Genomic DNA, 24,492 nt, shown 5'->3' with positions numbered 1-24,492 from the left:
GTTGGCAGACATGCTGCAGACGTTGCTGCGGTTCATGCAGCCTCAGACAGAATTCTTCCGTGAGTTGAGCACGATGGTTGGCTCTGCATCCCGCAGTGCGCAGAGCCTCAACATGCATGCGAGTCGCCCCACGCCGCTGTCTGGTCCGCAGCACTGGGCGCGCATCTCGTCCACGATGTCCACGCAGGCTTCCGAGGTGCACGATGAGCAACGAATCGAGAGGAGCCCCGCCCCCCCTGGATCTGGATGATGCCAAGGCCGCGCAGATGATTGGCAAGCTGGTGCTGGTGGGCGTTACCCGTTTTGGTGGCGATGGCCAGGTGCAGGGGCTGGAGCAGTTTGCCGGCACCGTGCTGAGAGTCAGTGCCGAAGAAGGACTGGTGCTGGCCGATGGCGATGACGGCCATGAGCGCTACCTGCCGCCCATGCTGGACCAGTACCTGCCGGCCGCGCCGGGCGAGTACCAGTTGCGGTCCAGCGGGGTGACGGTGATCGATCCCGATTATCTGTCCACCTGGGAGTTGCACGCGCGGCAGTAGGCGAGGGGCATCCAGAGAGGGGCCGGGTCAGGCAGGGCCACGCTTTGCAGGATGGGGCGACTAGCCCTTCCGGCCCATTTCCCGGTGGGCGGGGGGTGTTAGATTCGGCCCATGCCCGCCGTGCGGGTACCCAACTCACACTCCAGGGGAAAAGGATGCTCATCCGTCGTACCTCTCTGGCGGCGGCCGTTGCCGTTGCCACGCTCGGCCTGCTGGCCGCCGGCCCGGCCTTCGCCGACTACGCCAAGCCCCCGGAACACCTGCTCAAGGTGCTCAAGGCGCCGCCGCCGCCGGCACCGAACATCGACCCCAGCGGCCAGCGCCTGCTGCTGACCACCGCCCAGACCTATCCGTCCATCACCCGCGTCGCCCAGCCGTACCTGAAGCTGGCTGGCGTGCGCCTGGAACCGAAGAACCGCAGCCGCCACGACACCCCCGGCGGCTATGGCATTCCGGCCTGTGTGGCCGACTTCACCCTGGTCGAGATCGTCAGCGGCAAGAGCACCAAGGTGAACCTGCCGCAGGGGTGCGCAGGTGGCGCACAGTGGTCGGCCGATGGCAGTCGTTTCGCCTTCCAGAATGCCGTCGATACCAGCGTGCAGCTGTGGGTGGGCGACGCCGCCACCGGCCAGGTAAAGCAGGTGCCGAACGTGCAGTTGAACCCCATCTTCGGCAGCACGGTGCAGTGGCTGGGCGGCAGCCAGAACCTGCTGGTGAAGCTGGTGCCGGCCAACCAGGGGCCGGCGCCGTCCAACGGCGGTACGCCCACCGGTCCGGACGCGCAGGAGTCGCTGGGCAGCAGTGGCGAGAGCAGCACCTATGAAGCGCGTGACACGCTGACCAGCGTGCACGATGAAAAGCTGTTCGCCTATTACGGTGCCTCGCAGCTGGCGGTGGTCGATGCCGCTTCCGGCAGCGTGCGCCCCGTTGGGCAGCCCGCGCTGTACAACGACGTCAACGCCGCACCCGATGGCGTGCATGTGCTGACCGAAACCCTGAAGGCGCCGTTCTCGCACGCGGTGACCTACCAGCGCTTCGCCAATGATGTGGCGGTCCTGGACCTGGCCAATGGCCGCAATACGGTTTTGGCCAGCCTGCCGCTGGCCGATCGCGTGCCGGTACACGGCGTGCCGGAAGGCCCGCGGGGTTACGACTGGCGCTCCACCGATCCGGCCACCCTGGTCTATGCCGAAGCGCTGGACAAGGGCGACTGGAAGGTGAGCGTGCCGCATCGCGATCGCGTGCTGATGCTGAAGGCCCCGTTCACCAGCAAGCCGGTGGAAATCGCCCGCACTGCACAGCGCTTCGAGGGCTTTGCGTGGTCGGCCGACCCGGCCGTGTCGTTCCAGTTCGAGAACGACGAGAACCGCCACTGGATGCAGGCCCGCATCGTCGATGTGGACCAGCCGAAGAAGGAAGGTCGCCTGCTGTGGGACATGTCCAGCGATGAGCTGTACGGCAACCCGGGCAACCTGGTGTTCAAGCGCCTGCCCAGCGGCGCGCCGGTGGTGCGCCAGGAGGGCAACACCGTGTTCCTGCGCGGGCAGGGAGCGTCGCCGCAGGGCGACCGTCCGTTCCTGGATGCGCTCGATCTGACTACGTTGAAGAGCGAACGCCTGTTCCGCAGTGATGCCGATGCGTACGAGCAGTTCCTGGGGTTCAGCAATACACCGGGTCGCTTCCTGACCTGGCACCAGTCGGTGATGGACCCGCCGAACGCATTCGTGCGTCTGCTCGGTGAGCGCATCAACGATGCCAAGGCCGGCGAGGCACAGTTCCAGTCCAAGCCTGCTGCGTTGACCAAGCTGGTCGACCCGACCCCGGAAGTGCGGCAGATCCAGAAGCGCCTGGTGACCTACAAGCGCGCCGATGGCGTGGACCTGTCGTTCACCCTGTACACGCCGCCGGGCTACAAGGAAGGCCAGCGTGTGCCGGCGATCCTGTACGCCTACCCGGCCGACTTCGCCAATGCCGCGCAGGCCGGCCAGGTCTCCGGTTCGCAGCAGACGTTCACCCGTCTGCAGCCGTACCGGCTGATGCTGCTGGCCGGCTACGCGATCATCGACAACGCCTCGTTCCCGATCGTGGGCGACCCGAAGAACGCCTACGACACCTACCTGGAGCAGTTGGAAGCCGACGCCAAGGCGGCGGTGGACAAGGCCGTGGAGCTGGGTGTGGTTGACCGCAACCGTATCGGCGTGACCGGCCACAGCCATGGTGGCCTGATGACCGCCAACCTGATCGCCCACACCAACCTGTTCAAGGCCGGCGTGGCGACCAGTGGCTCGTACAACAAGACCTTCACCCCGTTCGGCTTCCAGAACGAGCGTCGCTCGGTATGGCAGGCGCAGGATGTGTACCTGAAGGCCTCGCCCTTCTTCTACGCCGACAAGATCAAGCTGCCGCTGCTGCTGGTCCACGGCGAGGACGACGCCAACCCGGGCACCGAGCCGTTCCAGTCGCGCAAGCTGTACCAGGCGATCCGCGGCAATGGTGGTACCACCCGCCTGGTGATGCTGCCCAACGAGCCGCACTGGTACACCGCGCTGGAATCGAACGAGCAGCTGGTGTCGGAAATGCTGAATTGGTTCGACACTTACGTGAAGAACGCGAAGTAATCCGGCAAGGCCGCCCTCCGGGCGGCCTTTCTGTTTCAGCTGTCCTGTCCAGGTATCCCCTGTGGGTGTTGCGTAACCATCTGTGATGCAGGCATGGATCGGCCACAAAGCTGCGGTACGCTGCGCATCTGATGTCCGCTACGGGTTCGCTCCATGAAGGCCTTCATCCTCGCCGTATCGCTGTCGATTTCCGTTGCCCCGGGCATTGCCTCCGCCCAACCGCTGCCGGCTGAGCTGGCGGCGTTGGGTATCACTGCCGGCATGCCGTACAGCAAGGCCAAGCGCCTGCTTGATGCCGCAGGATGGCAGGCGAGCCCGCCACGCGATGCACCCGAAGTGTTGGACGGCTTCCCGGAAGTGGGCTGCCAGAAGGGCCGCAGCAACTGCAGCAGCACCTTCGCAAAGGATGGGCAGCAGGTCGCTCTGCAGGTGGGAACCACGCTGGCGGGCCAACCCTTCGTGCAGGGCGGCCGCTGAGCACGACGGCACTCAGCCCAGCGGCAGGTTCTCCAGCGCACGCGACATCCGATCATGCAGGTCGCGCACGCGTTCGGCCTTGGCATGCACGCGGCGCTCATCGCCGAAACTGCGGACATACGCGCATGCAGCGAAGCCGACGCTTTCCCTTTCGTACTCGGCGATCCACGCCAGGCGGTCGGGATTGCTGGCCTGCTCGGCCGACCAGGCCGCCACCGGCGGACGGATGTGCGCGATGATGCCAAGCCGCCACGGTTTGGGTGTCAGCCGCGCACGGAAGCAATGCTGCAGCGTGCACATGCGTGCATACATCGTGTCGGTGCCCAATGCCTTGAAGAAGGCATGCACCTGCGCATCCTGTGGTTCGAACGTGGCATGCATCGCCAGTATGCGCAGCCCGGCCGGGGTGCGGTAAGCGCGCAGGTGCCAGTCCGGGTGGTGCTCGACGAACGCCTGCACGCGCTGCAGTGCAATGCCTTCGACGCCGCCGGACCGGGCCAGCCGTCGCTTGCGCCGCCACGACAGGATCTGGTTGACCGCCACCATCGCAATGCCGCCGGCCCCCAGGCCGATGTTGACGTTGCCCAGCGCACCGCCGATCAGCGCACCAGCCGCCAGCAGCCCCAGCGCTCCGAGCAGCGGCAGTGCGCAGCCTGACGGAGTGGACACGTGGTCGATATCCGCAAACAGTACGTCCGGGGTGTTCAGGCACAGCGCGCCGTAGCTGTTGCGGGTAACGATGACGTCATCGCTGCGCTGCACGATCTGCTCGCGGATGGGGATGCCTTCCACGCCGTAGTTGGTTCGTCGCTCGCGACGCGGAACGGCCTGGCCGCTGAGGACGGCATCGAGCGCTTCGCGCGCACGTGCATCGGCATGGGCCTGCGCGGCATCCTGGTCGTCGTCGGACCAGCCGAACCGGCGTACCACCAGCGGGCGTCCCTTGTACCTGTCCTGCAGGCGGGCTTCGGCCCAGTACGCTGGAACGATCATCATCCTGTATTCCCCTCGCTTCCCTTGCAGCCGGTCGGCACGAGTCTGGCACAGCCGCAGAGCGCGTTGCACGATACGGCAGCGCATGCGCCGACGCGGTGGTAGATTGCGCGCTTCGCGTGCACTCCACCAAGGACGGAGCCATGTTCGTGTCATTGCGCTGCCTGCTTGCCCTGGCCCTCGGCGGGGTGATCGGCGCCACCCAGGCGGCCGCGCCGGGACCGGAAATCCTGACCGCCGATGCCACCCGTTTCTACGCGCTGTACGAGGCCGCTGGCGGCAAGCCCAGCGTGGCCCAGCTTGAGCAGTACCTGGCGCAGGGCACGCCGAGCCTGGCCCAGTTCGCCAAGCTGCGCCGGGTGACCGCCCAGCGCATGGCCGAAGCGATGACCCGCGACCCTGCGCTGTACGCCAATGGACGGGCCTGCCTGGCGGAGCTGCCGGCAGTGCGGCAGCGACTGGTGCAGGTGTTCGCCAATCTGCAGGCGATCTATCCGCAGGCGAAGTTTCCGCCGGTGGCGATCGTGGTGGGCCGCGGCAAGCCGGTAGGCATGACGTACCCCGACGGCGTGGTGATCGGCCTGGAAGCGCTGTGCGCGGCCGATTTCATGAACGCCAACGCGCAGGACCGCTTCGTGCACGTGATCGCGCATGAGTACGTGCATATCCAGCAGACCGGCGTGAGCGAGTACGAAGCAGGCGACCCGCGGGCGACGGTGCTGCGCGAGTCGCTGGGCGAGGGGATCGCCGAGTTCATCGCCGAGCTGATTTCCGGCAACGTTGGCAATGGCCGGCATGCCGGCTGGACGCGGGGCAGGGAAGTGCATATCGAAAGTGCGTTCGCGCTGGACCTGGACAGCACCGATCTGACGCCTTGGCTGTACAACTACACGCCGGGTTCGCAGGAGCCCTACGATCTGGGTTACTGGGTGGGCTACCGCATTGCCAAGGCGTATTACCTGCAGGCCGGCAACAAGCGCGATGCCGTGCGTGCGCTGATCCAGCAGGACAACCCGAAGGCGATCCTGCAGGCCAGTGGCTGGACGCCGGGCATGTGGATGCCGGCGAAGGTGACGGGTGTGGCGGCAAGGTCGGCTGCAGCGGAAGAATGACCATTGGCCGGCTGCGCTAGACTGCGCGGGTCGACGACGGAGGATGCTCATGCGCAGGAGGACTTCACCGGCCTGGCTGCTGGCCGGATCGCTCATGGCGGGGCTGGCCACGCCCGTGTTGGTGCAGGCGGCCAGCAATCCATTGCTGACCAAGCCAGTGGAGGAGGTTCGGCCAGATGAAGTGCGCTTCATGCAGCAGCGTCTGTCCGATTGGCCGCAGCTGCAGAAGTACCGCGCAGCCAATGCTGCTTTGCCCGCGCCACGGGCCGGCCAGTCACGCGTGGTGTTCTTCGGCGATTCGATCACCGAAGGCTGGGGCAAGGAAGGCAGCAGCACCTTCTTCCCCGGCAAGGGTTACCTCAATCGCGGTATCAGCGGGCAGACCACCGCACAGATGCTGGTACGCTTTTCGCAGGATGTGCTGGCGCTGCGCCCGGATGTGGTGGTGATCCTGGCCGGCACCAATGACATCGCCGGGAACACCGGCCCGTCGACGCAGGCGATGATCGAGGACAATCTGCAGGCCATGCTGGATCTGGCCAAAGCGCATGGCATTGCGGTGGTGCTGGCGTCGGTGTTGCCGGTCAGCGAGTACCCGTGGATGCCGGGCATGGCACCTGCACCCAAGGTGCGTGCATTGAATGCTGCGTTGAAGCGGCAGGCCGATGCGCGCGGGCTGGTCTATCTGGACTACTACACGCCCATGGCCAACCGTGCCGGCGGACTGGATGCGCAGTTGGCAACCGATGGCGTGCATCCGACGGCAAAGGGCTATGCGCTGATGGCACCGTTGGCCGAAACGGCGATCAAGCGCGCGCAGGCGAACGCGCCCAAGCGCTGAGATTGGGGTAGTGCCGGCCGCTGGCCGGCAACCTCGATCTGCATGCCGAACGGATTGCCGGCCAGCGGCCGGCACTACCCTATCGGCTGCAGGCCGGCGCGGCCATCAACAACGACCATCTTGTCAGCGCTGTGGTGCTGCTGGACGGGCAGCCGTTGGGTGACATGCGCCTGCACCGGGTGAAGAGCGAAGGTTGCTTCCGCATGGATCCGGATGACGACGACTCGAGATTGGCTGCGGCCGACGGGTACTGGCTGATGCTCAAGCCACTGACGCCCGGTCGGCACACCGTGAGCGTCGGCGCCAACTCCAACTATGGTGCGCCCGAAGGTGGCGCGTACAGCCAGATGCGGCAGACCTTCGAGTATGTGCTGCATGTGGGTGGCCGCACGCAGATCACCTTCGTGACCCCCATGATGGTGGAGGTGTCTGCCCCCCTGATCTGCGCGGCAGGGGTCAATCTTGGTCCTGCTTCAACGCCAGATCGGCAGCCAGCAGAGCGTCGGCTGCCGCACTCAGGGCTGGCGAGGGCGGAGCAACCTCGCCGATCGATTCCATCATCTGCGGCATGCCGACGAACTGCCGCGCACGACGGTCGTAGATGCCGGTCACCAGCAGCGCACGGGTAGCGATTTTCTGATCCGGGCCGACCAGTACACGCTGCTCCATGATTACGCGCGTACCCACCCAGCCGGCCAGACGCGTTTCCAAGGTGAAACGCTGGAACGGCTTCAGCTCGCGCCGGAACTGGATGGTGCCGGCGCCAACGATCGGCGCCCACTTCTCACGCAGCGCCACCTTGCCCAGGCCCATGCGCAGGATCAGGTCCAGCCGGCCCAGGTCGAAGATGTTCCAGTAGCGGCCGTTGGTCATGTGCAGGTTGCTGTCCAGGTCGTTGGGCAGCACCCGGAACTGCAGGCGGGAGACGCCGAACGGGGCCTCCAGCGTCGGCCGGAACAGGCTGCACAGCAGCAGGTAGAGCAGGCGGAACCAGAGATTCATGGTTATGACGACTGTTATAGAGCGGCCGAAACGCTAGTCTATGACGACTGTCTTAGCAAGGAGCCGGCCGTGAGCCCGCGATCATCCGATGCCCCCCAGCGTGTGATCGATGCCGCAGCGCAGATGCTCGCGCGGGTGGGCCTCAACGCGACCAGCATCCGCGAAGTGACCAAACTGGCTGATGCGCCGCTCGGGTCCACGTATCACCACTTCCCGGGCGGCAAGCAGGAATTGTTGGCACGGGCCACCACGATGGCCGGCGACAAGGTGGAGGCGCTGCTGATCGAACTGCTGAAGGGCGGCGCGGTGCAGGGGTTGCAGCAGTTCCTGGCGCTGTGGCGCGAGCGCCTGCTGCGCACCGGTTTTCGTGCCGGCTGCCCGGTGCTGGCAGCGGCCGTCGAGGAGCCGGTGGAGGCCCTGCCAAGCCAGCCACGTGCGGCGGCCGCCGAGGTGTTTGCCCGCTGGCAGGGGCACCTGGCTGAAGCGTTCGTCGCCGATGGGCACGCGCCTGCCCAGGCGACCGGCCTGGCCAGCCTGGTGATTGCCAGTGTGGAAGGGGCAGTGGCGATGAGCCGCGCACTGCAGGACATCGCCCCGTTCGACCAGGTGGCTGCGCAGTTGTTGAAGGCGGCTGCACCGCCGGCTTGAGCGTTGCGCCGATTGTTCGCAGAACATGCAGGCACATCCGCTCAGGCGCGGTGGCACCGATGCCGCCAGACATGCGGCCGGGCGCAGCCTGTAGACGCGCCTCCACGGCAGGGTAGAATCCGGCCAGCGCAGCCCGCGCGTGCTTGGCAAGGATGTCTGCATGCTGCACCACCTCTCGTTGGGTGTCCGCGATCTCGAGCGTGCAGGTCGCTTTTACGATGCCGTTCTTGCAGCACTCGGTTACCGCCGCGTTTTCGAAGACGACACTGCGATCGGCTATGGCCTGGTCGAGGATGAAGACCTGTTGTGCCTGAAGCTGCGCAATGACGCGGCTGCGCCGGGACCGGGTTTCCACCTGGCGTTGGCAGCGCCCACACGCGAGGCCGTCGATGCGTTCCATCGCACCGGCGTGGCCACCGGAGGCCAGGACAACGGGCCTGCCGGCCTGCGTCCGGACTACGGCGACCACTACTACGCCGCGTTCCTGATCGATCCTGATGGCCATCGCATCGAGGCGGTGACCAAGGCGGCAGCATGAAGGACGGACGCAAGCCGGTTTCGATGTCGAGCGGCCGTAGCATCTGGCGCATTGCGTGATCCCAGCAGTGCCGGGCCATCCCCGGCGCTCGAGTTGTGAATCAGTCGAAGCGCCAGCGCAGGCCCGCATACACGCCGCGGCCTTCGCCGGGCGTCGAGCGCGCCACGTCCTTGCCGGCATCGTTGTAACCGGGGGTGACGGTGGCGGCGTAATGGCGGTCGGCGATGTTGCACATCTCCGCCCACAGCTGCCAGCGGCCGCCCGGTGCGTCGTAACCGATGCGACTACCGAAGATGACGTGGCCGTCCGCCCAATAGCTGTTGGCGTAGTCCACCGCGATGCGTGAGGCGTACTCGGTGTTCAGTGCGGCATACAGGCCCGAGGCGTGGTCGAAGCGCAGTTCGGCCTGATAGGCGTGGCGCGGCAGGCCGGGCAGGCGGTTGCTGCCGAAGCGCGTGTCATGGCGATAGCGGAAATCGCTGAAGGTGTACGCCTGGCGCAACGACAGACGGCCCGGTGCAGCCTGCCACAAGGTGCTGTCCAGACCGACCTCGATGCCACGGTGCACGGTGGGGCTGGCGTTGTTCTCAGCGATGAACAGGTTCGGCACCGGCTGTAGTTCCACGCTCAGCAGCTCGTGGTTCACGTGCGCGTAGTAGCCGGTCAATTCCCAACGACCGAGCGCCGCTTCGCCGCGTGCGCCGAGTTCCAGCGTGGTGGCGGTCTGGTTCTGCATCGGCACCGGCGCGCGCTGGCGGCCGGTGGACGGACCATTGCCCGCGCCGAAATACTGGTTCGAGCCCCAGATCATCGACCACGGGTGCGGCGCTTCCACCGAACGGCTGAGGTTGCCGAACCACTGCGTCTGCGGCGTCTGCTGCCAGGTGAAGCCCAGCCGCGGCGCGTAATCCCAGTCGTGGTCGCGCAGGCGGCCGCCGCTGCTCGGCCAGGTGACCTGCACATCGCGGCGGGTGTTGATCAGTGAAAAACCGGTCTGTACACGCAGGCGATCATTCACGGCCAGGCTGTTGCCGATGTGCAGCGTGCTGTCGGTGCCGTGGTGGCGGAAATCGCGCGTGCGGGTACCGGCGGCATAGCCGTTGCTGGCAAAGCGCAGCGACTCACGCACATCGGCATCCAGGTCGTGGGTTACGCGCAGGCCGATGGTGGTTTCGCTGTCCAGGCCGAACAGCGTATGCCGGCGACGGTAGTCCAGCGTGGCATTGAGATTGGCGTAGTCCAGCTGCTGGCGGTACAGGCTCTCGTTCAAGTCCATCGGGTATTTGTGATAGACCAGCCCCGCCTGCAGCGAGGAATCCTCGTCGATCTGCAGGGTGGTGAGATTGCCCACCCAGGTGCTGCCTGGCTGCGGGCGGCGCGCATCGATGGCCAGGTTGGCCGCGTTCGCCGCGCGCGGATCATTGCGGATCTGCTCGCGGGTCAGGCGCCCGGGTGTCTCGTGGTTTGTTTCGCGGTAGCGCACGAAGAAGCGGGTCTGCAGATCGGGGGTGATCTGCCAGCCGATGTTGGCCATCGCGCCCTTGCCATCGCCGGCCGCATGGCGCTGGTAGCCATCGAATTCGATATCGGTATAGGCCAGGAAGTAATCGACATCGCCGCTGACGCCGCCCCAGCTGATCCCGCGCTTCTGATAGCCGCGGCTGCCGGCTTCGTAGTGCAGCTGCACGCCAGCCGAGTCGCGACCGCTGCGGCTGATGTAGTCGATGGCTCCGCCCAGTGCCAGCGCCCCGCGTTCGAAGCCGTTGGCACCGCGCAGCACTTCCACGCGCGACAGCCACAACGGTTCCAGCAGTTCGTAAGGTGTGCCGCCCGGGCCGGTCAGTGGAAGGCCGTCGATCGACACCGCGATGCCGGAAGCGTGTGCACCTGGGCCGCGGTTGATGCCCGAGCCGCGGATCGACACCTTGGTGCCTTCGTTGCCCGGCGACTGCGCGCTGATGCCGGGCTGGTAGGCCAACACGTCGGCGCTGCTGGACAGGCGGCTGTCCGCCTTGGCCACGTCGATCACGTTGCTGGCGCCCGGCACGCGCTTCAGCGCCTCGCGCGCCTGCGCGCTGGCATCGGCGGCAGTGACCTGCACCGCGTCCAGCGTGGTGGCCTGTGGGGCGGCGTGGGCGGTGGTGGAAAGGCCAGGCAGGATGGCCAGTGACAGCAAGGAGGGGGCGGGGCGATACGGCAGGAAGGGCATGCGGACAGTCTGTAAACCAAAAAACAGGCCCGCAAGTTAACAGGTCGAGTGCGGTACGTCACCCCCGGCAGGCCGGGAATCGGCTACATCCCAGGAACAACTCGCCAGTAGTCCGGTTCTTGCGCTCAACCAGCGGCGCAGCGCACTTCCGGCAGGTCGCGGCAGTTGCGGCTTGCGTGGGCGTTGCCAGGGTCGGCTCCAGCCGTTCCAACGGTTCGGTGATCGGCCGAGTCTGCACTTCGCGGATCATCCGCAGTAGCTCGGCGCCGGGCACCAATGCGACGGGTTTGCCCGCCACGAAGGCTTGGGCATCACGGCTGAACTTGCCCGAGCTGACAACCATTGCCGCGTCCGCCTTGTGGTGCGCGAGCAGCCCGTACATCTCGCGCACGACCGCCACGCCCACCTGCTGCCGTCGCCATTGCTTGCATTGCACCAGCGTGCGCTTGCCGTTGCGTCGCAGGATCAGGTCGATGCCACCGTCCGCGCCGCCCAGTCCGGTTTCTTCGACTGCATAGCCTTGGCGCCGGAAGGCTTCGCCGACAAGAAGCTCGAAGTTTCGCCAGCCCGTCGTGGCCAGGCTTTCCAACCCGGTTCGGGTATCCAGCAGCTGGCGTCGCTTATAGGCGCCAGCCAAGGAAAGCAAGGTGGCAAGCATGCAGATCGCCAACCAGGCCCAGGCAAATACCGGTTGGGCAAGAACCTGAAGGAGGATGTCGCCAGTGGGGGCAGTGACAGGTTGGCGCCACGCCGGTAACAACCAGCGCAGAGTGGCGAAGCCGAGCCCGCCCACCGCTGCGTTGATGTACCACGGCCATGTGGCCATGACATCCAGAAGACTGTTGCGCCTGCGTCCCATGCATTTTTCTCCGACGTGCTCGCCATTGTTCAGTCGAGCCTTCCGATTGGTTTTCCGGTGTGTCCCACAGCAAATTCCAGTAGAAGAGGCTCGACTCTACAAAGCGGATTTCACCAGTGCTTTCGATTTGGCGTATAGCGTTTTGGCCATCTCAGCGTTACCGAGCGCAGCATGGCATTCGGCAAGACTGTCCCAGGCATTGGCCGAGGTGGGATACAGGGCCGTATTGAGGGCGAAGACCTTCAGCGCGGGCCGGTTGCCCAGATTGTTGCGGATCGCGTAGCCGGTTGCATTGATGGCCCGCTCCAGTTCGTCGGATGCAATGCCACTGTTTTCGCTCAGCCACGCACGCAGGCTGCTCTCACTGCTGCTGTCGCCGGTCAAGGCATAGCCGATCAAACGTTCGGATAGTGCTGCATGCGGAAACTCGCCTGGCGCAGCCACTGCCATCGTGCTTTCCACCAGCGTGCTTGACCAGGCATTGCGGGCGCTGCCATTGGTCAGGTACACGAACACCCAGTAGCCGCTGGCCAGCGTGCCCTTGTAGGCCAGCCGCGCGCGCACGCGGGTGCCACCATCGTGGCCGACCTGTGTGTAGCCATCGCTGCGGGTCGTATCCCAGCCGGTGGAGAAGAAGTTGCTGCCACCGCCGGTCAGTACCTGGGGCTGCCACAGCGCTTCCAGCGTGGCCGTGCGCACCAGCTTGCCGGTCGCCAGTGCCTGCAGGAAACGGTTCATGTCGCCCACGGTGGTCTGCAGATCGGCGTGGCCCCAGCCGTAGTGCGGCCATGGATCTTCATTGGCCGGCTGCAGCTGGCCGTCCTTGCCGATGTACGGCACTGCCGCGCGCTGTGCCGGCACGCTGGCTGCTCCCCACGAGGTGCTGGTCATTTTCAGCGGCCGCAGGATGCGTTCGCGTGCAATGACCGGATAGGGCTTGCGGTACTGCGCCTCCAGCAACGCAGTCAGCACCAGGTAGTTGGCCTGCGTGTACTGCACGCGGCTGCCGGTTCTGAACTGCAGCGGCGCCGAACCGGCCACCTTCAACGCAGCAGCAGGATCGGGTGCCACGCCCGGGTAGCCTTTGCTCACCCAGCGGTTGTCCACGCGGTCGTAGTATTCGCCGATGCCAGAGCTGTGGTTGAGGAAGTCACGCACGTGGATGGCCTGCCACGCGGTCGGCAGGTCCGGCACATAACGACTGGCGGGGGCATCCAGATCCACCTTGCCCTGGTCCACCAGCTGCATCACCAGCGTGCTGGTCAGGAGCTTGGCCATCGACTGAGCAGCGAAGATGGAATCGACGGTGGCGGGCGCGTGGGTAGCCGGGTCGCGTTCACCACTGGCGCCCTCGTACAGCACGTTGCCGTTGTGTGCGACCAGTACCGCCTGGCCGGCGATGCCGTAGCGTTCGCGGTTGCTCTGCAATTGGGCGTCGAGCCGGGAAGAAGGGTCGGTAGGGACGTCACGCGCCGAGGCGAACGGGGTGGCAAACAGGGCGCAGAGCAATGCAGCAGCGAGCGTGCGGTACATCGCGGTGATCCGTCAGCGGCGATGGCGCATCTTGGTCACCGCGGGGGAATAGGGTCAAGCCAGGAGGGTTGTGCCGACCAAGGTCGGCATCCACCAGAGCGATGGCCATCAGGAAGAACCGGCCAGCGGCCGGCACTACCCGGGTGCTGGGTCAGCCGAGGATTCCCGGCAGATCCAGACCCTTCTCCTTCGCGCAATCAATCGCGATCCCATAGCCCGCATCGGCATGGCGCATCACGCCGGTGGCCGGGTCGTTCCACAGCACGCGTGCAATGCGCTTGGCCGCCGCTTCAGTGCCATCGCAGACGATCACCATGCCGGCGTGCTGCGAGAAGCCCATACCCACGCCGCCGCCATGGTGCAGCGACACCCACGTCGCGCCACTGGCGGTGTTGAGCAGGGCATTCAGCAGCGGCCAGTCGGACACAGCATCGGAGCCGTCGGCCATCGCTTCGGTTTCGCGGTTCGGCGAGGCCACGCTGCCGCTGTCCAGATGGTCGCGACCGATCACCACCGGCGCCTTCAGTTCACCGTTGGCCACCATCTCGTTGAAGGCCAGGCCCAGTCGATCACGATCGCCCAGGCCGACCCAGCAGATGCGCGCCGGCAGGCCCTGGAACTTGATCTTCTCGGCGGCCATGTCCAGCCAGCGGTGCAGGTGCGGGTTGTCCGGAATCAGCTCCTTCACCTTGGCATCGGTCTTGGCGATGTCTTCCGGGTCGCCGCTCAGCGCCGCCCAACGGAACGGGCCGATGCCACGGCAGAACAGTGGCCGGATGTAGGCCGGCACGAAACCCGGGAAATCGAACGCACCCTCGACACCTTCTTCCAGCGCCAGCTGCCGCAGGTTGTTGCCGTAATCCACGGTAGGCACGCCCAGCGAGTGGAAACCGAGCATGGCGCGGATGTGGTTGGCCATCGACGCACGCGCGGCCTTTTCCACTTCCTTCGGGGCGGTCACGCGCTTGGCATCCCATTCTTCCACCGTCCAGCTCTGCGGCAGGTAACCGTTCACCGGGTCGTGGGCGGAGGTCTGGTCGGTCAGCAGGTCCGGCTTCACGCCGCGGACCAGCAGTTCGTCCAGCACGTCGGCAACGTTACCGAGCAGGCCCACCGACAGCGGCTTCTTGGCGGTGCACGATTCTTCGATCAGGCGCAGGGCCTCATCCAGATCGTCGGTCCAGGTATCCAGGTAGCCGGTGCGCAGGCGCATCTCGATGCTGCTCTTGCGGCATTCCACCGCCAGGCAGGAGGCGCCGGCCATCACCGCGGCCAGCGGCTGCGCGCCACCCATGCCGCCCAGCCCGCCGGTGAACAGCCACTTGCCGGCCAGGCTGCCGTTGTAATGCTGGCGGCCCATTTCCACGAAGGTTTCGTAGGTGCCCTGGACGATGCCCTGTGCGCCGATGTAGATCCAGCTGCCGGCGGTCATCTGCCCATACATCGCCAAACCTTTCTTATCCAGCTCGTTGAAGTGATCCCAGTTGGCCCAGCGCGGCACCAGGTTGGAGTTGGCGATCAGCACGCGCGGTGCATCGGCATGGGTGCGGAACACGCCCACCGGCTTGCCCGACTGCACCAGCAGCGTCTGGTCATCGTCCAGGCGCTTGAGGGTTTCGACGATGGCGTCGAAGCTCTCCCAATCGCGTGCGGCACGGCCGATGCCGCCGTACACCACCAGCTCCTGCGGCCGCTCGGCCACGTCCGGGTGCAGGTTGTTCATCAGCATGCGCAGCGGCGCTTCGGTGAGCCAGCTCTTGGCGGTGAGCGTGGTGCCGGTCGGTGCGGCAATGGTGCGGGACGGGTCGTTGCGGGTCATGCGGCGCTCCGGTTCGTAGCGAATTCAAGGCAGGCATTGAGCACCTGCGCCAGGGTGTGGCGCAGCGGTGCGGCGTGTTCGGGGTCGAGCGGGGTGGGCCAGCTGTGCTCGTCCACCTGGTCGGGTAGTGGTTCGTGCATGTAGCCGCGGCAGGCCAGTTCCATCTGCAGGCTGTGCACACCACCGGCAATGCTGCTGTAGTGGCGGGTGATCCAGCCGCCCTTGAAGCGGCCGTTGCGCACCTGGCTCATGCCGCTGAGCGCCAGCAGGTTTTCCACCACATCGCTCAGCGCGTTGTCGCAGGAGGTGTCCGGTGCACCGGACGGCCCGGCGGTGCCGAGATTGAACTGCGGCAACTCGCCCTCGAACAGGTGCGGGATGTGCGAACGGATCGAATGCGCGTCGTACACCACCACGGTGCCGTGGCGTGCACGCAGGCGTGCGATCTGCGTGGCCAGTGCGTTGTGGTACGGCGCGAAATACGTGTCGCGGCGCCGGGCAATCTCGGCGTCATCCGGCTCGCGACCGGCGTGGTACAGCGGCTGGTTGTCGAAGGTGGTCAGCGGGCACAGGCCGGTGGTGTTCTGCCCCGGGTACAGCGACACGCCGCTGGGGTTGCGGTTGAGGTCGATCACCGAACGCGAGATTGCCGAGCGCACGGTGGTCGCGCCCATGCCGCGTGCGAAGTCGTACAGCTCATGCACCCACCAGTCGGCATCGCGGCGCGCCAGCCACGGCGAGTGGAAATCGCCGATCAGGTCATGCGGCAGCTCGCTGCCGGTGTGCGGGAAGCTGACGATCAGCGGCGCATCGCCTTCGTGCACGGTCAGCCATTCGGGATGGCCGTTCATGCCTGCGGTTCCACCGTGGGCAACAGCTCGGCCAGACCCTTGGCCAATGCGCCGCTGCGGACCAGATCGGTTGCGATCACCATGTCCGGGTGGAAATAGCGATCGTCCTGCAGCATCGGCACCTGTGCACGCAGCGTGGCGCGCACGCTTTCCAGTGCCTTGCTGGAGCGCAGCGGCGCATGGAAGTCGCAGCCCTGCGCAGCGGCCAGCAGCTCGATGCCGATCACGTTGGCCGCGTTCTCGGCCATCTGCATCAGGCGGCGTGCACCGTGCGCGGCCATCGACACGTGGTCTTCCTGGTTGGCTGAAGTAGGAATCGAATCGACGCTGGCGGGGTAGGCGCGCTGCTTGTTTTCCGAGACCAGCGCAGCGGCGGTCACCTGCGGAATCATGAAGCCGGAGTTCAAACCCGGGCGCGGGGTCAGGAAGGCCGGCAGACCGGACAGCGCAGGGTCGACCAGCATCGCCAAGCGGCGCTCGCTGATCGAACCGATTTCGCACACAGCCATCGCCAGCATGTCGGCGGCGAAGGCCACCGGCTCGGCGTGGAAGTTGCCGCCGGACAGCGCCTCACCGGTGTCGGTGAACACCAGCGGGTTGTCGGACACGCCGTTGGCTTCGATTTCCAGCGTGGTCGCAGCTTGGCGCAGGATGTCCAGCGCCGCGCCCATCACCTGCGGCTGGCAGCGCAGGCAGTACGGGTCCTGCACGCGCACGTCGTTGTCACGGTGCGATTCGCGGATGCCCGAATCCTGCATCAGCGTGCGCAGGGTGGCGGCGGTGGCGATCTGCCCACGCTGGCCACGCAGCGCATGGATACGCGGATCGAACGGCGTATCCGAGCCCTTGGCCGCTTCCACCGACAGCGCGCCGGTGACCAGTGCGGCCTGGAACACGGTTTCGATCTCAAACAGGCCGGCCAGTGCGTACGCGGTGGAGAACTGGGTGCCGTTGAGCAGGGCCAGGCCTTCCTTCGCGCCCAGCTCCACCGGCTGCAGGCCGGCGCGAGCCAGTGCGTCCACGGCGGGCAGGCGTTCATCGCCGACGAAGGCCTCGCCGACGCCGATCATCACGCTGGCCAGATGCGAGAGCGGTGCCAGGTCGCCAGAGGCACCGACCGAGCCCTGCGCCGGCACCACCGGCAGCACGCCCTTCACCAGCATTGCTTCCAGCAGCAGCAGCGTTTCCTCGCGCACGCCGGAAGCACCCTGGGCCAGGCTGACCAGCTTCAACGCCATCATCAGCCGCACCACATTGGCCGGCATCGGCTCGCCCACGCCTGCGGCATGCGAGAGCACGATGTTCCGCTGCAGGGTGGCCAGGTCCTCGCGCTCGATGCGCACGCTGGCCAGCTTGCCGAAACCGGTGTTGATGCCATACACCGGTGCGCCCTTGGAAACGATGGCAGCCACCGTTGCGGCACTGGCGCGCACCGCCGGCAACGCGGCCGGGTCAAGCGACAGCGGCGCACCGCGATACGCCTGCCGCCACTGGGCGAGGGTGACATGACCGGGGCGAAGAACCAGGGTGTTGCTCATGTGTTGCTCCAGGAGGCAGGCAGGTCGGGCTGTCCGCGCATCACGCGCGCGTGCAGCGGGTTGAATCCAATGCGATAGACCAGGTCGGCGGGGGCGTCGATGTCCCAGATCGCCAGGTCGCAGTCCATGCCGACGGCCAGGCGGCCGATGCGCTCGCCATGGCCCAGCGCACGCGCCGCTTCACGGGTGAAGCCGGCGATGCACTCGTCCACGGTCAGGCGGAACAGGGTGGCGCCCATGTTCATTGCCAGCAGCGGGCTGGTCAGCGGCGAGGTGCCGGGGTTGCTGTCGGTGGCCAGTGCCAGCGGCACGCCGGCCGCACGCAGCGCGGCGATCGGCGGCAGGGTGGTATCGCGGGTGAAGTAGAACGCGCCCGGCAGCAGCACGGCGACGGTACCGGCGGCGGCCATCGCGGCGATGCCGGCGTCGTCCAGATGTTCGATATGGTCGGCCGACAGCGCACCGAAACCGGCCGCCAGTTCGGCGCCATGCTGGTTGCTCAGTTGTTCGGCGTGGATCTTGATCGCCAGACCATGCGCACGCGCAGCGTCGAATACCTGGCGGGCCTGCGCCGGCGAGAACGCGATGTTCTCGCAGAAGATGTCCACGGCCTCGGCCAGGCCTTCTGCAGCGATGGCCGGAATCATCACCTCGCACACCTCATCGGTGTATTCCTGCGCCTCGCGACCGGGCGGCACCGCGTGCGCACCGAGGAAGGTCGGCACCACGTTCACCCGGCATTCCTCGCCCAGCGCTCGTGCCACCTGCAACTGCTTGCGCTCGTCCTGCAGGGTCAGGCCGTAGCCGGACTTGATCTCGATGGTGGTTACGCCTTCGGCGCGCATCGCCAGCAGGCGCGGCCGGCTCTCGCGTGCCAACTGCTCTGGCGAGGCAGCACGGGTGGCGCGCACCGTAGAGACGATACCGCCACCAGCACGGGCGATCTCGGCATAGCTCACGCCCTGCAGGCGCTGCTCGAATTCGTTGGCGCGGTTGCCGGCGTAGACCAGGTGGGTGTGGCAATCGATCAGACCAGGCGAGATCCATCGGCCTTCGCCGTCGATGCGGGTGGTCGGCTGCAGATGGGCATCGCTGCCGGCGGGGCCGACGTGCACGATGCGGCCATCGGTGGCGGCCAGTACGGCATCGCGCAGGACACCCAGGCCCTCGCCATCGAGGGTCATCAGGTGGACGTTGGACCAGAGGGTATCGACGTGCATGGCATCCACAACGCAGCTGTGCTTATATGTCTATACAATATAGGCGTCCAATTCGGGTTGTCCAGCCATGTCCGATTCGCGTCCCGCGCACTCCTTCCATGCCGCCCATGCCCTGCTGGACGACGGCTGGGCCGCCGACGTCCGCCTGCAGGTGCAGGACGGGCGCATCGCCGCGGTCACGCGTGGGCAGGCTGCGCAGCAGGGTGATACCCGCGTGGGCATCCTGGTGCCGGGCCTGCCGAACCTGCACAGCCACGCCTTCCAGCGCGGCATGGCCGGCCTGACCGAGATCGGTGGCGGCGACGGCGACAGTTTCTGGAGCTGGCGCGAACTGATGTACCGCTTCCTGGCCCATCTGCGCCCGGATGCAGTGCAGGCCATCGCCGCCCAGGCCTACATGGAAATGCTGGAAAGCGGCTTCACCCGTGTCGGCGAATTCCACTACCTGCACCACGATGCCGATGGCCGCCCCTACGCCGATCGCGCCGAGATGAGTGTGCAGATCGCTGCTGCGGCCGCGCAGGCCGGCATCGGCCTGACCCTGCTGCCAGTGTTCTACGCCCACGCCGATTTCGGTGGCGCGCCGCCGAACCCGGCACAGCGCCGCCTCATCCATGACGTAGACGGGTTCGCGCAGCTGCTTGATGGCGCCCGCACCGCGCTGGCCACGCTGCCCGATGCGGTGCTGGGCATCGCCCCGCACAGCCTGCGCGCGGTGACCGGCGACGAGCTGAGCGCACTGCTGCCGCTGACCGATGGCCCGATACACATCCATATTGCCGAGCAGGTACGCGAGGTCGAGGCCTGCCTGGCATGGAGTGGCCGGCGACCGGTGCAGTGGCTGTACGAGCATGCCCCGGTCGATGCGCGCTGGTGCCTGGTGCACGCCACCCACATCACCGACGACGAGCGCTCGCAGATGGTCGCCAGCAAGGCCGTGGCCGGGCTGTGCCCGATCACCGAGGCGAATTTGGGCGACGGCCTGTTCCCGATGCAGGCCTTCGCGCGCGAGGGCGGGCGCTTCGGTGTCGGCTCCGATTCCAACGTGCTGATCGATGCCACAGAAGAGCTGCGCCTGCTGGAATACGGCCAGCGGCTGGCCCTGCGGGGTCGCAACGTGTTGGCCCCGGATGCCGGCCGCAGCACCGGGCGCTTCCTGTTCGAGGGTGCGCTGCAGGGCGGTGCCCAGGCGCTCGGTGTGGCCGCCGGCCTGCAGGTGGGTGCCAGCGCAGACATGGTTGAACTGGATGCCGCGCACCCCGCGTTGCAGGCGCGACACGGTGACGCATGGCTTGACAGCTGGGTGTTCGCCGCACGTAATGGCGCGCTGCGATCGGTCTGGCGCCATGGCCGCCAGTGCGTGGCCGACGGCCGCCACCTGCAGCGCGAGGCCATCACCAGCGCCTTCGCCGCTGCCCTGCGTGGCGTGCTGGGCTGATCGCCTCCGACCATCGAGACTCCACCACGTGAAGGCCAGCAAGTCCGCCACGCTCAACCAGCGCATCCGCAGCGACCTGGAAAGCCGCATCCTCAGCGGAGAGTGGGCGCCGGGCTTCCGCATTCCGTACGAGCACGAGCTGATGGAGCAGTACGGGTGCTCGCGGATGACGGTGAACAAGGTGCTGACCGCGCTGGCCGAGAGCGGCATGATCGAGCGCCGCCGCCGAGCGGGCTCCTTCGTGGCTCGGCAGCCACCGCATCTGGAGCAGGTGGCGCTGGAGATCCCGGACATCGCAATGGAGGTCGGATCGCGCGGACATCAGTACGGCTACCGGCTGCTGCAGCGTGAACTGCGCCTGGCCGAGGCAGCCAATGCCGGCGAAGTGGAACTGGCCGGCAGTGAGCAGTTGCTGGCGATGCGCTGCCTGCATCTGGCCGATGGCCGGCCGCTGGCGCTGGAGCATCGCCTGATCAGCCCGGTCGGCGTGCCCGAGGTGCTGGAGGTGGATTTCAGCACCACCGCGCCGGGCAGCTGGCTGCTGCAGAACGTGTCGTGGACGCGCGCCCAGCATCGCATCAGCGCCTGGGGCGCCGATGCGCCTACCGCCAAGCTGCTGGACGTGAAGCCCGGTACCGCCTGCCTGGTGATCGAGCGCCTGACCTGGCGCGGCGAACAGCCGATCACCCGCGTACGACAGATGTTCCTGGGCGATGCCTGGGACCTGGTCGCCCGTTTCGCACCCGGGGCGCGATAGCGGCGAGGAGGCCCTCATGCGATATCCAGTCTTGATCGAGGCCGGTGATGAACGCACCGCGTGGAGCGTGATCGTGCCGGACCTGCCTGGCTGCTTCTCGGCTGCCGACACACTCGACGATGCATTGACGTCTGCCGAAGAGGCGGCACTGGCATGGATCGACGCCGCGCTGGATGCCGGCCGCTCGATTCCACGCCCTTCATCGCCACAGAAGGTGGTAGCCGAGGCCGGAGCTGCAGCAGGGTGGATCCTCGCTTACATCTGCATCGATCCATCGTTGCTGGATGACACCATTGAGCGCGTCAACATCAGCTTGCCGCGCCGTGTCCTTGCTCGCCTGGATGCGCAGGCCAAGGCGGCCGGCGAGTCGCGCTCCAGTTACATCGCGCACCTGACGTCACGGGGCTGACGATACGGCGACCGGGCACGCGCCCGGCGCTACACCCGGCAGCCCATCAATACGTCGCGCACTGCCGCCAGCGCACCGGCTCATCCACGCCGGGGCGGGCGTTGAGCTGCACGCGCACGTTGCGCAGGGCGGGGTAGCGCAGCACTTCCTGGCACACACGCGGCCACACGGTTTCCAGTTCGCCGGTGCGGTTGATCGCCAGCGTCTGTCGGGTCAGCCAGACACCGCTGGCGATGCCGGATTGCCCGGCCAGCGCGCGGGCCAGTTCAGCCTGGTAGCGGTCCAGCGTGGCAGCGTCCGGGTTGGGATTGCTGCGTGTGTCGTCGCCATTCTGCGGCGCGGCTGCGGCGACCATGGGAGCGGGCGCATTCGCGGCGCTGTCCGGCGCGGCGGGCGTCAGCACAGGAGGTGCAGCCGGCGGCGCGACAGGTGCAGCGGCCGGTGCCGGGATCGGGTCCGCCTGTTCCGGGCGCAGGCCCTGCAGGCCAAGCCCGACCAGCAGGCCCAGCGTCACTGAGGCCAGTGCGGCAATGGCGATGCGGCGCAGCGCCTCATGGCGGGCGATCGCGCGCACGCGGGTCTCAACATCGGCCGGCAGGTAGGGCTGCAGCAGTGGCCACAGGCGCGGACCATCGATTACTTCCACTGCCTGCTTTTCCGCCGCGCCCAGGCCATCGCGTTCAACCCGGCCTTCGGTGATCAGCATGCCGCCCTTGGCGCCTGCCAGTCGCGCGGCAGCACCCAGTTCGTTCACCGCAGCGGTGCCGATGCGATAGGCCAGGCCATGCTTGCACGACACCCGCCAGGTGTTCGGGCCATCGCTGAGCAGGAAATCGCTGCTCGGCTCGCGGCTTTCCTCGCTCGGATCCTGCAGTTCACGCAGGCCGCGCTGCTCGCGCAGCATGCGCTTGATCAGCGTGGAAAACTCACGCCAGTGCATGCCCGCCAGGGCCTGCAGGCCCAGTTGCATTTCGGTACGTCGACGCTTGAACCACCACAGGTACACGGTGGCCAGGGTGCAGGTAAGCAGGGCCGACAGCAGGGCCAGAATCCAGGGAAGCATGCAGGGCGACGACGGAAGGGGCGAAAACGGAAGCCCACAGTGTAAAGGGCCGACCGGTTGATTGCGTCAGGGTGTTCCCGACAACAACCGTGATGCAGCCCGCAGATCTGCATGCGCCAGACACGAAGAAACCCGCCAATCCTGAAGCCGTGAGGGGAGGGAACAAACGGCAGCCGAAGCGATTGGCGGGTTCTACGCGATTGTCAACGAAAATTTATTGCGTTGCAACAAAGGCGGTTCAGGGCGTGCTGCCCGGCGACTGGTGGCTGCCCGGCGAGGGGGCATCCACGTCGGTGGAGGCGCGGTGTTCGAGCTTGGCCAGGCGTGCGCTCAGGGCATCGATGCGGGCTTCCAGCGCGGTGACCTGATCGGCGGTCGGCACGTGCAGTCGCTTGAGTACGCCCTGCACCTGGTCATCGAAGGCCTTGTTGACCTTGTCCCAGGTTCCGGATGCCTTCTCACGGGCTTCGTCCAGCGAGTGCTCGACGTTGTCGCGCCAGCCCGGTTCCTGCTCGCCGCTGCGTTCACGGCGGCGGGCTTCCCAGGCTTCGCCTTCCTTCACCAGGCCATCGAAGAAACGGCCTCCCTCTGCCTGCGCGCGCCCGAGGGCGCCCAGACCGGCCAGCCAGACCTGCTGTGCCGAATCGCTCAGCTTGCGCGAAAAGCGCTCTGCCTGGTCGCCGAAGCCGGCATCGTCGTCGCGGCGATCGTCATTCTCGTAACGGTTCATTGCATTCCCCGTGGGAGTTGGGCCTATCCCCGAGAGTAGCGCGGCGCGCCGTTGCTGGGCCGTGATGGCCGCAGCGCAGGTTCAGCCCAGCTTTTCCTTCAACACGCGCTGGATCTCGCTTTCCACCATGCCCTTCATTGCCGACAGCAGGAAGCCCAGCTTGGCCGTGACCCGCACCGCGCCCGGCTGCAGTTCGATCGCACCGTCCACGCCACTGCCGGAGAAATTCAGCACGTCGGCGGCCCACGACGACTTCAGGCCGAAGCGTTCGCCCAGCTTGGCGGCAACCTGCTCGATCGCTTCACGTGCCTGGGTGTCGGGCAGGGCGTGGGCGTGGCGGACATCGATGGTGGACATGCGGGCTCCTGGCGCAGGGCGGGGATCAATTGAGAGGGCGAGCATTGTGCGCATCGACGGCGCCCACGCCAAGCGCTCATCGCAGGTTCTTCTTCGTGGGCGGCCAACCTGCTAGTCTGCGCCGCGTGCAGAACCTGCTAGTTCACTTCAGTCAACAACAACAGCCCGACCAGCCGCTGCGGCCCGGGGTGCAGCGCATCGTGCGCCAGGCAAACGGCAGCGTGCGCCTCGGTGATGCCGGCAACGGCGCGCTGCTGCTTGCGCAGTTCTGCATGGACGACCGCGGCCTCTGGCTGCAGGTCGGCAACGGTATCCGTGGGATCCATGTGAATGGTCGCCCGGTGCGGCGCATGGCCCTGCTGAGGGCGGGCGACGCGGTCTACGTCGATGGCGTGGAAATGGTCCTGCAGGGCGAGGTCGATACCCTGCTGCAGGCACCGGCGCCGGCAGCCAGCGTCGATGGCAGCGGTGACGAGCCGCGCCTGCTGCGTGGTGTGGGCGGCCTGCACCACGGCCGCAGCTACCCCCTGTCGCGCGCGCGGGTGATCGGCCGTGGCAGCGATGTCGACATCGAGATCGATGAGCCTGCCTTCGCCGAACAGCACGCGCGGGTGGAAGTCCATGGCGAGCGGGTACTGTTGCGCGATCTGGGCAGTGCCGATGGCACCCGGGTCAACGGCGTTGCCGTGCGCCACTGTTGGCTGCAGGCCGGCGACCAGGTCGTGTTCGACGGCCAGCACCGGTTCGTGCTGGAAGTGCCGCACGACCCGCGCCGGCGACCGCCACTGGCCGATGACGAAGGCAGCGACGAAGCCGAACAGGCACCGGTGGTGCCGGTCGCCCCGCGTCGGGTGCGGCGCTGGCCGTGGCTGCTGGGCAGTGCGTTGCTGCTGGCAGCCGTGCTCAGCCTGCTGCTCTGGTTCGGCGCGCGCTGAATTCGT

23 protein-coding genes are annotated in these 24,492 nt (G+C 66.9%); 11 read left to right on the top strand and 12 right to left on the bottom strand.

Going from position 1 to position 24,492, the window contains the following annotated elements; genetic code table 11:
* The first annotated feature begins 203 nt into the window (after positions 1–203).
* The 3 genes from D0Y85_RS12925 to D0Y85_RS12915 all read left to right on the top strand — a co-directional run bounded on the left by D0Y85_RS12925 (position 204) and on the right by D0Y85_RS12915 (position 3,634).
* Positions 204–539 carry a hypothetical protein gene (locus D0Y85_RS12925; RefSeq protein ID WP_117310754.1) on the top strand — a complete coding sequence of 112 codons (336 nt, stop codon included), beginning with the start codon at positions 204–206 and terminating at the stop codon, positions 537–539.
* A 155-nt stretch (positions 540–694) separates the two neighbouring features.
* On the top strand, positions 695–3,157 hold the full coding sequence (locus D0Y85_RS12920) for a prolyl oligopeptidase family serine peptidase (protein WP_117310753.1): 2,463 nt from the start codon (positions 695–697) through the stop codon (positions 3,155–3,157).
* A gap of 153 nt (positions 3,158–3,310) precedes the next feature.
* Positions 3,311–3,634 (top strand): hypothetical protein, encoded by a 324-nt coding sequence (locus D0Y85_RS12915; RefSeq protein ID WP_117310752.1) that lies wholly within the window; start codon positions 3,311–3,313, stop codon positions 3,632–3,634.
* Positions 3,635–3,646: 12 nt separating this feature from the next.
* Here D0Y85_RS12915 and D0Y85_RS12910 read toward each other — a convergent pair whose 3' ends face one another.
* A complete protein-coding gene (locus D0Y85_RS12910; protein ID WP_117310751.1) occupies positions 3,647–4,630 on the bottom strand; it encodes a hypothetical protein in 984 nt (327 codons plus the stop codon).
* Positions 4,631–4,770: 140 nt separating this feature from the next.
* On the opposite strand from D0Y85_RS12910, the gene D0Y85_RS12905 reads away from it, so the two are divergent.
* On the top strand, positions 4,771–5,739 hold the full coding sequence (locus D0Y85_RS12905; protein ID WP_117310750.1) for a DUF2268 domain-containing putative Zn-dependent protease: 969 nt from the start codon (positions 4,771–4,773) through the stop codon (positions 5,737–5,739).
* A 94-nt stretch (positions 5,740–5,833) separates the two neighbouring features.
* Entirely contained in the window at positions 5,834–6,580 is a 747-nt protein-coding gene (locus D0Y85_RS12900) for an SGNH/GDSL hydrolase family protein (protein ID WP_229291391.1), read from the top strand.
* Between the two features lie 456 nt (positions 6,581–7,036).
* Here the strand turns inward: D0Y85_RS12900 and D0Y85_RS12890 are convergent, their stop codons facing one another.
* Positions 7,037–7,582: a thioesterase family protein gene (locus D0Y85_RS12890; protein WP_117310748.1), complete on the bottom strand. Its 546-nt coding sequence runs from the start codon at positions 7,580–7,582 to the stop codon at positions 7,037–7,039.
* 69 nt (positions 7,583–7,651) lie between these two features.
* Between D0Y85_RS12890 and D0Y85_RS12885 the strand changes: the two genes are divergently transcribed.
* Both D0Y85_RS12885 and D0Y85_RS12880 read left to right on the top strand, forming a co-directional pair.
* A complete protein-coding gene (locus D0Y85_RS12885; RefSeq protein WP_032976272.1) occupies positions 7,652–8,230 on the top strand; it encodes a TetR/AcrR family transcriptional regulator in 579 nt (192 codons plus the stop codon).
* 160 nt (positions 8,231–8,390) lie between these two features.
* Positions 8,391–8,768, top strand: a complete 378-nt coding sequence (locus D0Y85_RS12880; protein WP_117310747.1) for a VOC family protein — start codon at positions 8,391–8,393, stop codon at positions 8,766–8,768.
* A gap of 100 nt (positions 8,769–8,868) precedes the next feature.
* On the opposite strand, the gene D0Y85_RS12875 is transcribed toward D0Y85_RS12880, so the two are convergent.
* From D0Y85_RS12875 to hutI, 7 genes are all read right to left on the bottom strand, one after another.
* Complete coding sequence (locus D0Y85_RS12875; RefSeq protein WP_117310746.1) at positions 8,869–10,977, bottom strand: TonB-dependent receptor; 2,109 nt, start codon at positions 10,975–10,977, stop codon at positions 8,869–8,871.
* A 58-nt stretch (positions 10,978–11,035) separates the two neighbouring features.
* Complete coding sequence (locus tag D0Y85_RS12870; RefSeq protein WP_080148479.1) at positions 11,036–11,836, bottom strand: restriction endonuclease; 801 nt, start codon at positions 11,834–11,836, stop codon at positions 11,036–11,038.
* Between the two features lie 96 nt (positions 11,837–11,932).
* On the bottom strand, positions 11,933–13,369 hold the full coding sequence (locus D0Y85_RS12865; protein WP_117310745.1) for a serine hydrolase domain-containing protein: 1,437 nt from the start codon (positions 13,367–13,369) through the stop codon (positions 11,933–11,935).
* Positions 13,370–13,520: 151 nt separating this feature from the next.
* Positions 13,521–15,188: a urocanate hydratase gene (hutU, locus tag D0Y85_RS12860; protein ID WP_117310744.1), complete on the bottom strand. Its 1,668-nt coding sequence runs from the start codon at positions 15,186–15,188 to the stop codon at positions 13,521–13,523.
* Complete coding sequence (gene hutG / locus D0Y85_RS12855; RefSeq protein WP_117310743.1) at positions 15,185–16,039, bottom strand: N-formylglutamate deformylase; 855 nt, start codon at positions 16,037–16,039, stop codon at positions 15,185–15,187. The genes hutU and hutG overlap by 4 nt, the downstream gene beginning before the upstream one ends.
* Entirely contained in the window at positions 16,036–17,577 is a 1,542-nt protein-coding gene (gene hutH / locus D0Y85_RS12850; RefSeq protein WP_117310742.1) for a histidine ammonia-lyase, read from the bottom strand. The genes hutG and hutH overlap by 4 nt, the downstream gene beginning before the upstream one ends.
* Positions 17,574–18,797, bottom strand: a complete 1,224-nt coding sequence (gene hutI / locus D0Y85_RS12845) for an imidazolonepropionase (protein ID WP_117311932.1) — start codon at positions 18,795–18,797, stop codon at positions 17,574–17,576. Before hutI ends, hutH begins: the two co-directional genes overlap by 4 nt.
* 67 nt (positions 18,798–18,864) lie before the next feature.
* Between hutI and D0Y85_RS12840 the strand changes: the two genes are divergently transcribed.
* From D0Y85_RS12840 to D0Y85_RS12830, 3 genes are read left to right on the top strand one after another with little or no spacing between them, the layout of a single operon-like run.
* Positions 18,865–20,235: a formimidoylglutamate deiminase gene (locus tag D0Y85_RS12840; RefSeq protein WP_117310741.1), complete on the top strand. Its 1,371-nt coding sequence runs from the start codon at positions 18,865–18,867 to the stop codon at positions 20,233–20,235.
* Positions 20,236–20,263: 28 nt separating this feature from the next.
* A complete protein-coding gene (gene hutC, locus D0Y85_RS12835; protein ID WP_059064582.1) occupies positions 20,264–20,992 on the top strand; it encodes a histidine utilization repressor in 729 nt (242 codons plus the stop codon).
* A 16-nt stretch (positions 20,993–21,008) separates the two neighbouring features.
* A complete protein-coding gene (locus D0Y85_RS12830; protein ID WP_117310740.1) occupies positions 21,009–21,401 on the top strand; it encodes a type II toxin-antitoxin system HicB family antitoxin in 393 nt (130 codons plus the stop codon).
* Positions 21,402–21,447: 46 nt separating this feature from the next.
* On the opposite strand, the gene D0Y85_RS12825 is transcribed toward D0Y85_RS12830, so the two are convergent.
* The 3 genes from D0Y85_RS12825 to D0Y85_RS12815 all read right to left on the bottom strand — a co-directional run bounded on the left by D0Y85_RS12825 (position 21,448) and on the right by D0Y85_RS12815 (position 23,551).
* Positions 21,448–22,464, bottom strand: coding sequence for a restriction endonuclease (locus D0Y85_RS12825; protein ID WP_117310739.1), 1,017 nt, complete (start codon positions 22,462–22,464; stop codon positions 21,448–21,450).
* A gap of 238 nt (positions 22,465–22,702) precedes the next feature.
* Positions 22,703–23,194, bottom strand: a complete 492-nt coding sequence (locus D0Y85_RS12820) for a phasin family protein (RefSeq protein WP_117310738.1) — start codon at positions 23,192–23,194, stop codon at positions 22,703–22,705.
* 81 nt (positions 23,195–23,275) lie between these two features.
* Entirely contained in the window at positions 23,276–23,551 is a 276-nt protein-coding gene (locus tag D0Y85_RS12815) for a polyhydroxyalkanoic acid system family protein (RefSeq protein ID WP_117310737.1), read from the bottom strand.
* Between the two features lie 125 nt (positions 23,552–23,676).
* Here D0Y85_RS12815 and D0Y85_RS12810 point away from each other — a divergent pair, with 125 nt between their 5' ends.
* The gene (locus D0Y85_RS12810) at positions 23,677–24,486 is read left to right on the top strand and encodes an FHA domain-containing protein (RefSeq protein WP_117310736.1); all 810 of its coding nucleotides are present in this window, start codon (positions 23,677–23,679) and stop codon (positions 24,484–24,486) included.
* The last annotated feature ends 6 nt before the right edge of the window (positions 24,487–24,492 follow it).

The organism is Stenotrophomonas sp. G4 (assembly GCF_003428825.1).
GTDB classification, from domain to species: domain Bacteria; phylum Pseudomonadota; class Gammaproteobacteria; order Xanthomonadales; family Xanthomonadaceae; genus Stenotrophomonas; species Stenotrophomonas indicatrix.
This window is presented reverse-complemented; position numbering and strand designations above follow the sequence as displayed.